This window comes from Pseudomonas sp. GW821-FHT01C01, assembly GCF_059422645.1.
In genome coordinates this window covers 18,144-32,770 of record NZ_JBWKXF010000063.1, presented here as the reverse complement: position 1 = coordinate 32,770, position 14,627 = coordinate 18,144, and the positions used below count along the sequence as shown (strand labels likewise).

Annotated in this window: 15 protein-coding genes; 5 read left to right on the top strand and 10 right to left on the bottom strand. The window is 60.2% G+C overall.

All coding sequences use genetic code 11. The features are described from left to right. Window positions 1-204 precede the first annotated feature (204 nt). Both AC07XF_RS25830 and AC07XF_RS25825 read right to left on the bottom strand, forming a co-directional pair. A complete protein-coding gene (locus tag AC07XF_RS25830) occupies window positions 205-1,038 on the bottom strand; it encodes an AraC family ligand binding domain-containing protein (protein WP_495028761.1) in 834 nt (277 codons plus the stop codon). A gap of 33 nt (window positions 1,039-1,071) precedes the next feature. Further along, complete coding sequence (locus tag AC07XF_RS25825) at window positions 1,072-1,575, bottom strand: VOC family protein (protein ID WP_495028760.1); 504 nt, start codon at window positions 1,573-1,575, stop codon at window positions 1,072-1,074. 345 nt (window positions 1,576-1,920) lie between these two features. Between AC07XF_RS25825 and AC07XF_RS25820 the strand changes: the two genes are divergently transcribed. From AC07XF_RS25820 to AC07XF_RS25805, 4 genes are all read left to right on the top strand, one after another. Continuing rightward, the gene (locus tag AC07XF_RS25820; protein ID WP_495028759.1) at window positions 1,921-2,376 is read left to right on the top strand and encodes a (2Fe-2S)-binding protein; all 456 of its coding nucleotides are present in this window, start codon (window positions 1,921-1,923) and stop codon (window positions 2,374-2,376) included. Between the two features lie 25 nt (window positions 2,377-2,401). Beyond that, entirely contained in the window at window positions 2,402-4,570 is a 2,169-nt protein-coding gene (locus AC07XF_RS25815) for a xanthine dehydrogenase family protein molybdopterin-binding subunit (protein ID WP_495028758.1), read from the top strand. A 1-nt stretch (window position 4,571) separates the two neighbouring features. Further along, a complete protein-coding gene (locus AC07XF_RS25810; protein ID WP_495028757.1) occupies window positions 4,572-5,153 on the top strand; it encodes a hypothetical protein in 582 nt (193 codons plus the stop codon). Window positions 5,154-5,226: 73 nt separating this feature from the next. Beyond that, window positions 5,227-5,808 (top strand): GGDEF domain-containing protein, encoded by a 582-nt coding sequence (locus AC07XF_RS25805; RefSeq protein WP_495028756.1) that lies wholly within the window; start codon window positions 5,227-5,229, stop codon window positions 5,806-5,808. Between the two features lie 124 nt (window positions 5,809-5,932). Here AC07XF_RS25805 and AC07XF_RS25800 read toward each other — a convergent pair whose 3' ends face one another. After that, entirely contained in the window at window positions 5,933-6,358 is a 426-nt protein-coding gene (locus AC07XF_RS25800; protein ID WP_495028755.1) for a VOC family protein, read from the bottom strand. Between the two features lie 112 nt (window positions 6,359-6,470). Between AC07XF_RS25800 and AC07XF_RS25795 the strand changes: the two genes are divergently transcribed. After that, on the top strand, window positions 6,471-7,331 hold the full coding sequence (locus AC07XF_RS25795) for a LysR family transcriptional regulator (protein ID WP_495028754.1): 861 nt from the start codon (window positions 6,471-6,473) through the stop codon (window positions 7,329-7,331). 42 nt (window positions 7,332-7,373) lie between these two features. Here the strand turns inward: AC07XF_RS25795 and AC07XF_RS25790 are convergent, their stop codons facing one another. From AC07XF_RS25790 to AC07XF_RS25760, 7 genes are all read right to left on the bottom strand, one after another. Next, window positions 7,374-8,282 carry a MurR/RpiR family transcriptional regulator gene (locus tag AC07XF_RS25790; protein WP_495028753.1) on the bottom strand — a complete coding sequence of 303 codons (909 nt, stop codon included), beginning with the start codon at window positions 8,280-8,282 and terminating at the stop codon, window positions 7,374-7,376. Window positions 8,283-8,532: 250 nt separating this feature from the next. Then, window positions 8,533-9,297, bottom strand: a complete 765-nt coding sequence (locus AC07XF_RS25785) for an ABC transporter ATP-binding protein (RefSeq protein WP_007991475.1) — start codon at window positions 9,295-9,297, stop codon at window positions 8,533-8,535. An 18-nt stretch (window positions 9,298-9,315) separates the two neighbouring features. Beyond that, window positions 9,316-10,428 carry a succinylglutamate desuccinylase/aspartoacylase family protein gene (locus tag AC07XF_RS25780; RefSeq protein ID WP_495028752.1) on the bottom strand — a complete coding sequence of 371 codons (1,113 nt, stop codon included), beginning with the start codon at window positions 10,426-10,428 and terminating at the stop codon, window positions 9,316-9,318. A gap of 8 nt (window positions 10,429-10,436) precedes the next feature. Continuing rightward, a complete protein-coding gene (locus tag AC07XF_RS25775; RefSeq protein ID WP_204928813.1) occupies window positions 10,437-11,135 on the bottom strand; it encodes an ABC transporter permease in 699 nt (232 codons plus the stop codon). Between the two features lie 14 nt (window positions 11,136-11,149). After that, window positions 11,150-11,839: an ABC transporter permease gene (locus AC07XF_RS25770; RefSeq protein WP_204928812.1), complete on the bottom strand. Its 690-nt coding sequence runs from the start codon at window positions 11,837-11,839 to the stop codon at window positions 11,150-11,152. A 92-nt stretch (window positions 11,840-11,931) separates the two neighbouring features. Beyond that, complete coding sequence (locus AC07XF_RS25765; RefSeq protein ID WP_495028751.1) at window positions 11,932-12,708, bottom strand: ABC transporter substrate-binding protein; 777 nt, start codon at window positions 12,706-12,708, stop codon at window positions 11,932-11,934. 467 nt (window positions 12,709-13,175) lie between these two features. Continuing rightward, window positions 13,176-14,513, bottom strand: a complete 1,338-nt coding sequence (locus AC07XF_RS25760) for an MFS transporter (RefSeq protein WP_495028750.1) — start codon at window positions 14,511-14,513, stop codon at window positions 13,176-13,178. Window positions 14,514-14,627: the final 114 nt, after the last annotated feature.

Below are 14,627 nucleotides of genomic sequence, written 5' to 3'. Positions count from 1 at the left end.
CGCGGTGTACCTGTTGCTGCCGTAACGGCGATCAACACAAAAATTGTGGCGAGGGAGCTTGCTCCCGCTGGGCTGCGTAGCGGCCCCCGCTTTTCTTCAGATCAATCATGTAGGCAGGTTTTGCGACGGCTTCGCCGTCGAGCGGGAGCAAGCTCCCTCGCCACAGATTTAACCCAACCACAGATTGAGGTAAAACCTCGGGTATCACCCCCGATACTGCCCCGGTGTCGCCGCCAGGTGTTGTTTGAATGCCCGTTGAAAATGCGCCTGATCGGCGAACCCCGCCTCAAGTGCCACGTCCGCAATCAGCTTGCCGCTGCGCAATTGATCCTGGGCGAACTGGATGCGTCGGTTCACCAGGAACGCGTGGGGCGTCATGCCGTAATGCTGTTTGAATGCGCGAATCAGGTAGGACGGCGACAGTTGCGCCGCCTCGCAAATGTCTTCGAGCTTCAGGGTTTGCGTGCAGTGGTCGCGGATGTAATCGGCGGCACGCTCCAGCTTGAAGTTGGGTTCGCGCAGCGGCTGATCGACCGGGTTGAGTCGTTGCTGAACGTCAGAAAAGAACTCCACGGCCACGCTGTGTTTGCGCAGGATATCTTGCTGCGGGTCGACCAACACGTCATACAAGCCCGCGAGGCCGGCAAACAGGTTGGCGTCCCGCGTATGGGTCAGCGAAAAGCGGCGAAACGCCGCGTCATCGCTGAACCCGAGTTGATGCTGCAAATCGGTCAGCCACGGCGTATCGACGTACAGCATCAGGTACGACCAGGGTTGGTCTTCGATTGGGTTGCAGGCGTGGACGTCGCCGGGGTTCATCAGCACGACCGTGCCGACGCTGACCTCGAATGCTGACTGCTCATGGAGATAGGTGCTGCGCCCGGCGGTGATTGCCCCGATGGAAAAGTGCTCGTGGGCGTGGCGGGTGTAGCAGACTTCGCGCCCGTCGGCGATGGAGCGGGCCTCGATGAAGGGCAGGGCATCATCGCGCCAGAAGCGCGGGGCCTTGTCGGCGTTTTTGGCAACGGCGTGCTTCATGCTCACTCCTCGGCAGGTCAGCGCCCGAGTGTATTAGCTCTCGCCGTCAAACGCGCGCTGCAACGTCGCAATATCGAGTTTTTTCATCTGCATCATCGCCTCCATGGCCCGTTGGGATTTTTTCGTGTCGGGGTCTTTGATCATGTCCATCATCGCGACGGGGACGATCTGCCACGACAGCCCGAACTTGTCCTTGAGCCAACCGCATTGCTGGGCCTCGGGCACGCCACCGGCCGACAGGTTGCCCCAGTAATGGTCGACTTCTTCCTGGGACAGGCAATTGACCTGAAATGAAACCGCCTCACTGAACTTGAACAACGGCCCGCCGTTGAGGCCGGTGAAACTCTGCCCGTCGAGCTCGAAGCTGACGGTCATGACCGAACCTTCAGGCCTGCCGTGGAACTCGAAACCGGCGTGGCCGTAATAGGTGACGGCAGTGATTTTCGAATGATCGAAGATCGAGCAATAGAATTTCGCCGCCGCTTCGGCCTGATCGTCGAACCACAGGCAGGGCGTGAGTTTTTGTACGCGTTGCATGGTGCCAACTCCTCTGCAGATTGCGCATGTTCCGGACTTTCAGCGTAGTCAGCCTCTGGTCGTCTGGCCGTACCGTAGATCGACAAATTTGCCCCAGTGTTGCGTAAACGTAGTCGAAAGGACTTCAAATGGAGATCAAAAAGATTGTCTGTGTGGTGAGGCCGAGGCCCTGGCGAACGTTTCCATAACCGCCCATTGAGGCGGCTTTTTCATGACCGGTGGTCGATGCACCTCGGCCTGCCGGCAAATTTGCGCTTAGCTGAAGGGATAGCCCGAGGCGCGCGCAGGCTTTAGATGGCCGCAGCGACGCCCCTTCAGGTCACCGTGAGTCTGAGGAACTGCGCCATGCTGACCCTGAACATCAATGGCCAGGATCAGGAGCTGGATGTCCCCGCCGACATGCCGCTGCTCTGGGTCCTGCGCGATGTCGCCCACCTCACCGGCACCAAATTCGGCTGTGGCATAGCCCAATGCGGGGCCTGCACCGTGCATGTCGACGGCGCTCCACTGCGCGCCTGTATCACGCCGGCCACGGCCGTGGCCCATGGGCAAAAGATTCTCACCATCGAAGGCTTGTCCGCGGATGGTTCGCACCCGGTCCAACAGGCCTGGGCGGAACTTGACGTCGTCCAGTGTGGCTACTGCCAGTCCGGGCAGATCATGTCGGCGGCGGCGTTGCTGGCGAAGATTCCGCAACCGACCGACAGCGACATCGATCAGGCACTGTCCGGCAACATCTGCCGTTGCGGCACTTACCCGCGGATTCGCGCGGCGGTCAAACGCGCCGCTGAGCTGGGTTGAGGCCGGGTTGAAGGGAGCTTGCGCCATGAACAGCATCAATGCGTTATCGCGCCGCGGTTTTCTCAAGGGCAGTGCCGTGTTGGGCGGTGGACTGGTGGTCGCGTTTGTCATTCCCGGTGCCCACCGTTTCGCCATGGGCGCGGAGAACCAGGGCAACGTGTTTGCGCCAAACGCCTTCCTGCGTATTGGCAATGACAATAGCGTCACCGTGTTGCTCGGCCATTCGGAAATGGGCCAGGGCATCTGGACCGGCCTGACCATGCTGATCGCCGAAGAACTGGACGCCGACTGGTCAAAGATCCGCGTCGAGCATTCCCCGGCATCGGCCGCCGATTACGGCATGCCCGGGTTTGGCGGGATGCAGATCACCGGTGGTTCGACGTCGACCTGGATGGAGTTCGACCGGTATCGCCAGGCCGGCGCGGCGGCACGCTTGATGCTGATCGAAGCCGCGGCCAAGCGTTTCAACGTCGCGCCGTCCGACATACAAACCGAATCGGGCGTGGTCATCGCCGGTGAACACCGTGCCACCTATGGCGAATTGGCCGATGACGCGGGGCAGTTGCCACGGCCGGACCCGGCTTCGATCAAGCTCAAGGACGCGAAAGACTGGCGGTTGATCGGCAAACCCACCAAGCGCCTGGACACGCCGGAGAAAATCACCGGCCGGGCGAAATTTGGCATGGACGTGCAGTTCGACGGCCTGATGACCGCCATGGTCGCCCGTTCACCCATCTTCGGTGGCAGCGTCAAATCCTTTGAAGGCGCCGAAGCGCTGGCGATTCCGGGCGTGCATAAAGTCGTGCAAGTGCCGACAGGTATCGCGGTGATCGCCGATCATTATTGGGCGGCGAAGCTGGGGCGCGATGCGCTGAAAATCGAGTGGAACCCGGGGCCGAACGCCGGGCTCGACAGTCGTGCGCTGCTGGAAAACTTCCGCAAACTCGCCACCACCCCCGGCCTGAACGCCGGTCAGGCGGGCGATACCCAGGCAGCGCTGGCGAAAGCGGCCAAGACCATCGACGCCGAATACAGCGTGCCTTATCTGGCCCACGCGCCGATGGAACCGCTGAACTGCACGGTGAGCATCAGTAAGGACAAGTGCGAAATCTGGACCGGTACCCAGTTCCAGACCCTGGACCAAATGGTCGCCGGGAAAATCACCGGGCTCAAACCGGAACAGGTCGAGATCCATACCGAGTTTCTCGGTGGCGGTTTCGGGCGACGGGCCAATCCGACCTCGGATTTCGTCAGCGAAGCGGTGTATGTCGCCAAGGCGGCAGGTGCACCGGTGAAAACCGTATGGGCGCGGGAGGATGACATCCGGGGCGGCTATTACCGCTCGGCGTTCCTGCACCATGCGCGTATCGGGCTGGGTGCCGACGGCTTGCCGCTGGCCTGGAAGCATGTGATGGTCGGGCAGTCGATCATGGCCGGGACCTCACTGGAAGCGACCATGGTCAAGGACGGGATCGACAAGACCTCGGTCGAAGGCGTGGCCGACAGCCCCTACATCGAAGGACTGGCCAATCACCAGATCGAACTGCACTCACCGAAAACCGGCATCAGCGTGTTGTGGCTGCGTTCGGTGGGGCACACCCACACCGCGTTTGTCATGGAATCGCTGATCGATGAGCTGGCCACGGCGACCGGCAAGGATCCGGTGGAATATCGACGCACCTTGCTCAAGGACCATCCACGCCACCTCGGTGTGCTGAACCTCGCGGTGGAGAAGGCCAACTGGAAGGCGCCGTTGCCGGATGGCCATGCGCTGGGTGTGGCGGTGCATGAGTCGTTTGGCAGTTATGTGGCTCAGGTGGCCGAGGTGTCCCAGGACAACCTCGCCATCCGTGTGCACCGGGTGGTGTGCGCGGTGGACTGCGGCATTGCGGTCAACCCGCAAAGCATCGCCGCGCAGATGGAGTCGTGCATCACCTTTGGCCTCAGCTTCGCCTTGCACAGCAAACTGACGATCAAGGGCGGGCAGGTGGTGCAGTCCAACTATCATGACTATCAGGTGTTGCGGCTCAACGAAATGCCGGTGGTCGAAGTGCATATCGTGCCCAGCAGCGATAAACCCGGCGGTATCGGCGAAGCCGGTGTGCCACCCACGGCGCCGGCGGTGGCCAATGCGGTGTTTGCCCTGACCGGGCAGCGCCTGCGGGAACTGCCGTTGCAGTTGTCGGGGGTGTGAGATGAAACGACATCATTGGTTGCTGGGAGCGGTGATCCTGATCTGTCTCGTAGCCTACGCATCGCACGTGTTCGCCGATGACCGCGAGGCCTTGCAGGCGTTTGATACCGTGCAGAAGGTCTTCCAGAGCCCGCGTTGCCAGAACTGCCACATTCCCGGTGATTCGCCGCTGCAATTCGATGCCGGAGTGCCTCACGCCATGAATGTCGTGCGTGGCATGGATGGCAAGGGCGCGGCCGGGTTGCCCTGTGCAACGTGCCATGCGCAAAGCAATCCGCCGGCCAGTTACGGTCCGCATGCGCCACCCGGTGCGCCGCACTGGAGCCTGCCACCGGCCGCGCACCGGATGGCCTGGATCGGCCTGCCAGCCGACCGGCTGTGCGCGATGATCAAGGATCGCTCCAGCAACGGCGATCGGGATTTCGCCGCGCTGATCAAACACGTCAGCGACGACAAACTGGTGCTGTGGGGCTGGAACCCGGGCGGCAATCGCGCGCCGGTGCCGGTGCCACACGATATCTTCGTCACCCAGTTCAAGCGCTGGGCCGATGCAGGAGGGCCGTGCCCGGTGTCGGGTAGCTGACCAGCGGCACGCTAACAGGGAGTCAATGTGGGTACGGACGACTCTAACGTGCATACCCGCCAAGGAGTGAACGATGTTGATTCCAGGCAAAACGGGCAAATCGGGCGGATCCGCAAACCCGTTGCTCACACCACAGCAAGAACGTGAACAGTTGCGCGATCTGGCGCGCCAGGCCGAGCAGGAACTGGCGGGCGTGCAGATGGCGAGCATGGACGAGCTGACGCTGCTGTCCAACCGCCATGGCTTCACCGCGCTGGCCCGGCTCGGGCTGGACGCCTGCCGGGAACTGGAGACGCCAGCGACGCTGCTGTACTTCACCCTCAATGAATTCAAGCACATCTGCTATCTGTATGGCCGGGCCAAAGGTGACGATGCGCTGAGGACGTTCGCCGATGTCCTGCGTATCGGCTTTCGTGAAAACGATGTGGTCGGCCGACTCGAAGGCGACCGGTTCGTGGCGTTGCTGACCGGTTCCAGCGTCGTGGAGGTTGCGGCGATCAAGGCGCGGCTCAAAGAGATTCTCGATGAGCGCAACGCCACGGCGCATCGCAGTTATGACGTTCGGTTCAGTGTTGTCCAGGTCGAATATGACCCGGTTGTTCATGGCTCAATCGAGGAGTTGCTGGGGGAGGCCGAGCGTGTGATGAGCCGTTAGAACAGTGGTGAATGGGCGGGCGCCTTCGCGGGCAAGCCCGCTCCCACACTGGCCAGTATTGTTCACGCAACCCCTGTGGGAGCGGGCTTGCTCGCGAAGAGGCCCGGACAGGCACCCCATCCGTTCACTTGGCAAACAACTGCCCGATATCCTTGAACGCCTTGAACTCCAGCGCATTACCGCAAGGATCAAACAGAAACATCGTTGCCTGTTCACCCACCAGCCCCTGAAAACGAATCCCCGGTTCGATCACGAAGCGAGTTTCCAGTGACTTCAACCGCTCGGCCAGCGCCTCCCACTCTGCCATCCCGAGCACTACGCCAAAATGCGGCACCGGCACATCGTGACCATCAACGGCATTGGTGTGCGCGGCTTCCTGCGCAGGGGTTTTCGGTGCCAGGTGAATCACCAGTTGATGGCCGAAAAAATTGAAGTCCACCCAATGATCGCTTGAACGACCTTCTTCAAGGCCAAACACCGCGCCATAAAAGTGCCGGGCGGCAGGCAAGTCGTAGACCGGAATGGCTAGGTGAAAAGGGCACAGTTGCATCGGGCGAACCTCGGTGGCGGTGGGAGTGTGTTGAGTTTAGCCCTGTGCTTTTTGATTGAAAGACGATAATTTTTGCATCGAGCTCAAATTATTTCGATCAATCGAGGCCGATATGTTGCGAGAACTGAAAACCTTTGTCGCCGTGGCGCGTCACGGCACCTTCGCCGCGGCCGGCATGCATATCGGCCTGACGCAATCGGCGGTCAGCGCACAGATTCGCAACCTGGAACACGCCCTTGGCATCCGTCTTTTCGATCGCACCGGCCGTCAGGCGCTGCTCAATGCAGCGGGGCAGCGTGCTTTGCCGATGGCCAGGGAAATGCTCGAAACCTTCAGCCGTATGGCCGTCAGTGACGATGTCAGTGAGTACCGTGGCGAACTGAAGATCGGCGCGGTGGCGACCGCCCAGACCGGGCTGCTGCCCCAGGCGTTGTTGCGACTGCGCCAACAGGCTCCCTTGCTGGAAGCCAAGCTGGTGCCTGGTGTGTCACTGAACCTGCTGAGTCAGGTGGACACCGGTGAAGTGGACCTGGCGATTCTGATCAAGCCGCCGTTTGAGTTACCCAAGGAGTTGTCCGCGCAAGTGATTCGCCGGGAGCCGTTCGTGTTGATCGTACCCGCGGACCTGGGTGGCGATGATCCGTTACTACTGCTCGCCGAGCACCCGCATGTGCGCTATGACCGCAATTCGTTCGGCGGGCGGCTGGTGACGCGGTTTCTGCGTGAACGGCAGATAGAGGTGCAGGTGGCGTTGGAGCTGGATGAACTGGAGGCCATCGTCAAAATGGTCGAATGCGGCCTGGGGATTTCCCTGCTGCCGGAGGCCGGGCTATGGCTCGAGCATGGGGCGGGGGTGCGGATCATCCCGCTGGGCGAACTGACGTTCTATCGGGAGATTGTGCTGTTGCAGCGTTATAGCCAGCGGACACAGCCGATTCAGCAGTTGTTTGCGCAGTGCCTGAATGCACGATGACCTTGTGGGCGCGAGCCTGCTCGCGATTGCCCCCAGGAGATATCACTTTTTCACAGATTTGCTGCTGGGCGGGATAAGCAGGTAAGACATTACGCTTTCGGTCAGTTCGGTCGCCAGCTTGACGGCTTCTTTATTGCGCGCCATCACACCCGCCACCAATCCTTCGATTAATGCGAGCACGGCGATGTTGGAGCTGGTCAATACCGGATGGTCGGCGGGGGCAAAGAGTACGTGTTCGGCAATGCCGGTGAGAGGCGACGCGGGGGAGTCGGTGATTGCCAGCACCGAGGCGCCGCGCTCCTTGGCAAAACGTGCGAGTTGCAAGGTGTCGAGGGAATAGCGCGGCAGGGAGATCGCCAGCAGTACGTCCTGATCGGTGATTGCGGCCAGACGGTAAGCGGCGTTTTCGTTTCCGCCCTCCATGCTGATCGCGGTGGCGTCCGCACAGAAGGGCATCAGGGTCGAGGCGGCGAGACCAGCGAAATAGACACTGTTGCCAAAGCCCAGGATGTAGATTTTGCGCGCTTTGATCAGGCGAGTGACGAACGCTTCGAAGGTGTCTGCATGGTTGTTGGTCGCAGCCGAGGCGAGGTTGCTGCTGGCGCTCTGGATTTGCTCATGCAGGCCAAATGCGCCACCGGGACGATGCGCCAGTTCGTTGCGCAGTTTGTCGACCGGCGACACCATCTGCTGCAACGTCGCGACCAGCTCGGCTTTCATGCCGGTGTAGCCCCCCAGGTTCAGAGCCTTGGCCAAACGATTCACCGCGGCTGGCGAGGTGGAGGTTTCATGAGCCATTTCTTCGATAGTCAGCGTTGCGGCCTTTAGCGGATGACGCAGGATAAAATCCGCCACCTTGCGCAGTGAAGGCGGTAACTCAGAAACGATTTCCGTCAGTTTGCGCATCACCGGCGCGGCATAGACCGTGGTGTTTTTCGAGGGGGTCGGCATATCCGGCTCAACATTTCCTGAGGGTTAAAGAGGGCTGGCTGGAGTGTATCCGAAGCCGCGGGCCGGTCGGTCAAGCAATTTCAACCACAACGCATACCTTGTAGCAGCTGGCGAAGCCAGCGTTCGGCTGCGAAGCAGTCGTGAAATCAGACCCTGCGGTCTGTCAGGAAGACCTCGCAATCAGGTTTCACGACTGCTTCGCAGCCGAACGCCGGCTTCGCCAGCTGCTACGGACCGGGTGCGGAGCGGGTTATTTCAGGCTGCCGGCCAGAAACTGCTGAAGACGCTCGGACTGCGGATTGACCAGCACTTCACGTGGATTGCCGCGCTCTTCGACCAGCCCCTTGTGCAGGAACACCAGTTGATTGGAAACCTCGCGGGCAAAACCCATTTCGTGGGTCACGACCACCATGGTGCGTCCTTCGAGTGCCAGATCCTGCATGACTTTAAGCACTTCGCCGACCAGCTCGGGGTCGAGTGCCGAAGTCGGTTCATCGAACAGCATCACTTCCGGCTCCATGGCCAGTGCACGGGCAATCGCCACTCGCTGCTGCTCGCCGCCCGACATATGGGCAGGAAAGGCATCCTTACGGTGTGCCACGCCAACTTTATTCAGATAGTGCCCGGCTTTTTCCAGGGCTTCTTTTTTGTTCATGCCCAGCACATGCACCGGAGCTTCCATGACGTTTTCAAGCGCACTCATGTGCGACCAGAGGTTGAAGTGTTGAAACACCATCGATAGTCGCGAGCGCATGCGTTGCAGCTGCTTGGGTTCGGCAGCCTTGAGCCCGCCGAGTTTATTGGTCACCAGCTTGAGCTGTTCGCCATTGAGGACGATATTGCCAGCGTTGGGTTGCTCCAGCAGGTTGATGCAACGCAGGAAGGTGCTTTTACCAGAACCGCTGGAGCCGATGATGCTGATGACATCACCGGCCTTCGCCTCCAGGGACACGCCCCTGAGCACTTCGTGGGCGCCGTAGCTTTTGTGAAGATCCTGAATTTCAAGTTTGTACATGGTTTCAACTCTCTGGAATCAGTCGCTGAGCAAGCGGCCTTGGCGAATAGGGGTACAGCCAGCGACTTTGGCCAACCACAATCCGGGCTGGGCAAAGCGCAGACGTTCGCGGGCATACAGGATGCCGTCGGTGCTGGCGTGCACCACGCTGTGGCGATCGGTCAGCGGATCCATCACTTCGAACAGCGGATCTCCAACTTTGACCTGTGCGCCCAACGGTTGCAGATAACTCACCACCCCCGGGTGTGGCGCATAGGCGTACTGCGCCCCGGCGAACGGTGTCGCTTCACAACGGCTCGGTGGCGCGGCGGGCCAGTCGCCGCTGATCATCCCTTGCTCGGCGAGATAGCCGAGAATGGCGTCGGCGCTGTCGATGCACTGCTCGCGCTCGGTGTCAGCCATGCCGCGTAACTCGATCGTGGTGGCTACGCAAGCCAGCGGAATATTGGCTTGAGGAAAGTGCCCGGCCAGGTGCAGCCAGGGAATTGCGCAGGCTTCATCGAAGGCATTGCCTCCCGCAGCCTCGGCCAGCAGGGCCACGCCAGCGCCCAGGCGGGCGGCCAATGAACGCAAGCGTGGCCAGTTTTGCGGCATGGCATACAGCAGCATGATCGACTCGAAGTCGCAGTGCAGGTCCAGCACCACATCGGCATCACAGGCATGTTGCATCAACAGGCGCCGCAAGCCATCGAGTTCTGATGCAGGTGCCGGCATGTTGGCGAGGGCATCGCTCATGGCACGGCGGATCAGCGCGATGTTGGTGCTGCTGTCGTCGCCCAGTTGACCTTCCAGCATCGGCACCACCGCTTCGGCGAGTTCCGGGAAGTCGCGATTGAAGTTCTTGCCGCTGGAGAACTCGAAGCGCCCCTGATGGGTGGCCTGGAACATCTGTGCGATACCAATCGGATTGGCCATCGGCACCAGCTCGATCACTGCGCTCAGGCGACCTTGCTCTTCCAGTTCTTGCAGACGGTGCTTGAGTTCGACCGCGACGCGCATCCCCGGCAGCTCGTCGGCATGCAGGGAGGCCTGGATGTATGCCTTGCGCGGCCCGCTGCCAAAACGAAACAGCGACAGGTGTCGTTCAGTGCCCGAGGCACTCCACGGCAACAGGTATTGAATGTGCTTCATAAAATTCCTTAGTGCTTGCGCGGTGCCAGATACGCCAGCCAGCGGCGCTCGGCCAGCTTGAACAGACGAACCAGGATGAAGGTCAGGGCCAGGTAGATGAGGCCGGCAGTGATGAACGCCTCGAACGGCAGATAGAACCGCGAACTGACCGTTCGCGCGGCTCCAGTGATATCCACCAGCGTGACGATCGACGCCAGGCTCGTGGTTTGCAGCATCATCAGCACTTCGTTGCTGTACTGCGGCAGCGCCCGGCGCAAGGCCGACGGCAGGAGAATGCGGCGGTACAGGGTCAAGCGCGACATGCCCATGGCCCGGGCCGCTTCGATCTCGCCGTGAGGCGTGGCCTTCAAGCTGCCGGCCAGGAGTTCCGCGCTATAGGCACTGGTATTGATCGCAAAGGCCAGGCAGGCACAAAAGGTTGCACTGGAAAGATAAGGCCAGAGCGCACTTGCACGTACCGCTTCGAACTGCGCGAGGCCGTAATAGATCAGGAACAATTGCACCAGCATCGGCGTGCCGCGAATCACATAGGTGTAGAGCCAGGCCGGGGCGTTGATCAACGGTGACCGGGACACTCGCATCAGCGCCAATGGAATCGCCAGCATCAGGCCGAAGGCCAGGGAAATCAGCAGGACTTTGAGGGTCAACAAGGCGCCACTGAAATACAGCGGCAGGTTTTCCCAGATCAGGTTGTAGTCGAGAATCATGGGGTTGCTCCCAATCACAGTTCGGCGGCTTTGATGCCGACCGAGTAGTGTTTTTCCAGATAGCGCAGCACCAGCAAAGACAGGCTGGTCAGCATCAGATAAAGCGCTGCTACCGCGAGGAAAAACGTAAATGGCTCATGGGTGGCGTCCGCGGCGTTCTTGGCTTTGAACATCATGTCCTGCAAGCCGATCACCGAGATCAACGCGGTGGATTTGGTCAGCACCAACCAATTGTTGGTGAATCCGGGAATGGCGAAACGAATCATCTGCGGCACCAGAATCCGCCAGAACACTTGCGCGCTACCCATGCCATAAGCCACGCCGGCCTCTGCCTGACCTTTAGGGATTGCCATAAAGGCGCCACGAAAGGTTTCCGAGAGATAGGCGCCGAAAATGAAGCCCATGGTGCAGACGCCAGCGATAAAGGGATTGATGTCGATATAGCGGGTGTAGCCGAGTGCGAGCGCAATGCGGTTCACCAGATCCTGGCCGCCGTAGAAGATCAGCAGAATCAGCACCAGATCGGGAATACCGCGAATCAGGGTTGTGTAACCTTCGCCCAGCACCGCCAGCCATTTAAACGGCGACAAACGAAAGGCGGCGCCGATCAGACCCAAGGCAATCGCCATGGTCATGGAGGTCAGGGCCAGGTTAATGGTCAGCCAGGCGCCATCGAGAATGCTCGATCCGTAGCCGTGAAGCATGATGAAGTTCCTCAAACGAGCGCCGCGAGGCGCGCGAGACAAGTCCAAAGCGGCGCCTGCGGGGAGCCGGCGCCAGGGTTGCGGGTCAGCGTTTATTCGCCGTAGATATCGAACGCGAAGTACTTGGCCATCACTTGCTGGTACTTGCCATTGGCGCGGATGGCGTCAATCGCTGCACTCAGGCGTGCAACGTTCGCACTGTCACCTTTACGCACCGCGATCCCGGCGCCTCTGCCGAAATATTTCGGGTCGTTGATGTCCGGCCCTGCCAGCGCGAAACCTTTACCGGCCGGTGTTTTGATAAAGCTCTCATCGGTGTTGACGATGTCGGCGAGCGTGGCGTCCAGGCGACCCGCTGCCAGGTCAAGGAAGGCTTCATTCTGTGATCCGTAGCGCACCACTTCGACGCCGGCTTTCTCAAGTTGCTCGGTGGCGAAACGGTCATAGGTCGAGGAGCGTTGCACGCCGACTTTCTTGCCTTTGAGATCGACCAGCGGGTCGTTGATCACGTTGCCGGCCTTCATCGCGAACTTGCCCGGCGTGTGGTAGTACTTTTTGCTGAAATCGACCGACTTCATGCGGTCTTCAGTGATCGACATCGACGACAGCACCGCATCGATCTTGCGCACCTTGAGCGACGGGATCATGCCGTCGAACTCCTGGATGACCCACTCGCATTTGATCTTCATCTCTTCGCACAGCGCGTTGCCAATGTCGTAATCGAAACCGCTGACGCTGCCCTCTGGCGTCTTGAAGGAGAAGGGTGGGTAGGCGGCTTCGATACCGATACGCAGGCTGTCTTCGTCGGCGTGTGCCAGGAAGCTTGCGGCGCACAGTGCCAGAGCACCTAGAAGTTCTGTCTTGTTCAAATTGTTGACTCCTTGGATGGGGTGTTTGGGTGATACGGGGAACTGCCAACCGATCGGGCGAGGTGGGCCGGTTCACGAGGCTATGATTGGCATACAATATTTCATAAATCAACAAACTGAAAAAAAACATATCAAAATGGGACGGCAAGTGACGGGGCTGGGGGGGCGGTAACCGCAGCCATATCACTGAATTTACTAACAAAATCGGGCGCCAATCAGGCGCAATGCCAGTCAGTTAAGCGGTAATGCGATCCGTAGCAGCTGCCGAGCCCGCGAGGCTGCGTTCGGCTGCGAAGCAGTCGTAAAATCGGTCATTGCGGTACGTCAGGCAGGCCGCGTCAGCTGGACTCACGACTGCTTCGCAGCCGAACGCAGCCTCGCGGGCTCGGCAGCTGCTACAAAGGGTGTCGCGGTTTGACTGGCATTAGGCGTCAGGCCTGAAATCAGGCCTGACGTGGTAGGGCGTATTACTCAGTGACGGTCGGAATCTTGCGCGGTGCCATGAAGTACATCCAGGTCAGCGCGATGAAGTACATCGCCGGAATCAGGGTGAACAGCACGGTGTAATTGTTGTTGGTGACGGTCAGGATATGGCCGACCAACTGGGTCATGAACATCCCGCCAATCGCTGCGCACATGCCGCCGAAGCCGAATACCGTGCTCATCATGTGTTTGGGTGTGTAGTCCATCACCAGGCTCCAGATGTTTGCGGTCCAGGCCTGGTGTGCGCCGATGGCCAGGGAGATGGCGAACACCGCGACCCACAGATTGCTGGAGCCGGCGGCCATGATCACGCCGATGATGCAGCAGGCGAACAGCAGCATCGACATCAGCCGCGCTTTGATCGGATTGATCCCGCGACCGATCAGGAACGAGGAGAGGATGCCGCCGCCAACGCTACCGAAGTCGGCAGTGAGGTAAATGATGATCAGCGGAATACCCATCTGGGTCACGTTGATGCCCAGGTTGTATTGCTGATTGAGGAACGGCGGCAGCCAGTACAGGTAGAACCAGAACACCGGCGCGGTCATCGAGTAGGCGAGGGCGAAGGCCCAGGTGCCACGCATGCGCAGGATTTTTGAGAACGGCACGCGGGATTGTTCCGGTTCGACTTCGTTCTGGATGTAGTCCAGTTCCGACTGTTTGACGCTCGGGTGGTCTTCCGGGTTGAAGTACTTCAGGCCCCAGAACAGCAGCCAGATCCCGCCCAGCGCCGACATGCACAGGAACGCCGCTTGCCAGCCCCAGACGTGCAGGATCAGTGGCAGTAGCATCGGCGTGAACATCGCGCCGACGTTGGTGCCGGCGTTGAAAATGCCGGTGGCTACGGCACGCTCGCCGGCCGGGAACCACAGCCGCGTGGTTTTCACGCAAGCCGGGTAGTTGGCGGCTTCGGTCAGGCCGAGGATGAAGCGGCAAACCATGAAGCCGACCGCCGAAGTGGCCAGGCCGTGGGCGCCGGTCGCCAGGCTCCAGAGCAGCACGGCGCAGAAGAACACGCGCTTGACGCCGACCCGGTCGATCAAGCGGCCCTGCAGCACGAAACCGATCGCGTAACCGACCTGGAACCAGAAGTTGATGTTGGCGTAGTCCATCGCCGTCCAGCTCATTTCCTTGGCCAGGATGGGCTGCATCACGCCCAGGGCAGCGCGGTCGATGTAGTTCAGGGTGGTGGCGAAAAACACCAGCGCCAGCATGCCCCAACGGGTTTTGCCGACCGCCATGGCGCCGCGAATCTTGTCGCCGATGCCACCGGCAGTGACGTTCATGGCCGGAGCCATGCGTGAGCTTTGGGAAGGAATCATGTGTACCACCCGTTTTTTGAATTTGTTATTTGGTGTTTTGGACATCGCGGCCGGTGCTGCGTGTCCGGACTCAATGTGGTGTCGATGTTGGGCAGTGGACAAAAAATCGTCAAT

Coding starts and splice junctions, on each gene's coding strand:
- AC07XF_RS25830 (WP_495028761.1), bottom strand. CDS start 1,038: ATGAAGCACGCCGTTGCCAAAAACGCCGACAAGGCCCCGCGCTTCTGG.
- AC07XF_RS25825 (WP_495028760.1), bottom strand. CDS start 1,575: ATGCAACGCGTACAAAAACTCACGCCCTGCCTGTGGTTCGACGATCAG.
- AC07XF_RS25820 (WP_495028759.1), top strand. CDS start 1,921: ATGCTGACCCTGAACATCAATGGCCAGGATCAGGAGCTGGATGTCCCC.
- AC07XF_RS25815 (WP_495028758.1), top strand. CDS start 2,402: ATGAACAGCATCAATGCGTTATCGCGCCGCGGTTTTCTCAAGGGCAGT.
- AC07XF_RS25810 (WP_495028757.1), top strand. CDS start 4,572: ATGAAACGACATCATTGGTTGCTGGGAGCGGTGATCCTGATCTGTCTC.
- AC07XF_RS25805 (WP_495028756.1), top strand. CDS start 5,227: ATGTTGATTCCAGGCAAAACGGGCAAATCGGGCGGATCCGCAAACCCG.
- AC07XF_RS25800 (WP_495028755.1), bottom strand. CDS start 6,358: ATGCAACTGTGCCCTTTTCACCTAGCCATTCCGGTCTACGACTTGCCT.
- AC07XF_RS25795 (WP_495028754.1), top strand. CDS start 6,471: ATGTTGCGAGAACTGAAAACCTTTGTCGCCGTGGCGCGTCACGGCACC.
- AC07XF_RS25790 (WP_495028753.1), bottom strand. CDS start 8,282: ATGCCGACCCCCTCGAAAAACACCACGGTCTATGCCGCGCCGGTGATG.
- AC07XF_RS25785 (WP_007991475.1), bottom strand. CDS start 9,297: ATGTACAAACTTGAAATTCAGGATCTTCACAAAAGCTACGGCGCCCAC.
- AC07XF_RS25780 (WP_495028752.1), bottom strand. CDS start 10,428: ATGAAGCACATTCAATACCTGTTGCCGTGGAGTGCCTCGGGCACTGAA.
- AC07XF_RS25775 (WP_204928813.1), bottom strand. CDS start 11,135: ATGATTCTCGACTACAACCTGATCTGGGAAAACCTGCCGCTGTATTTC.
- AC07XF_RS25770 (WP_204928812.1), bottom strand. CDS start 11,839: ATGCTTCACGGCTACGGATCGAGCATTCTCGATGGCGCCTGGCTGACC.
- AC07XF_RS25760 (WP_495028750.1), bottom strand. CDS start 14,513: ATGATTCCTTCCCAAAGCTCACGCATGGCTCCGGCCATGAACGTCACT.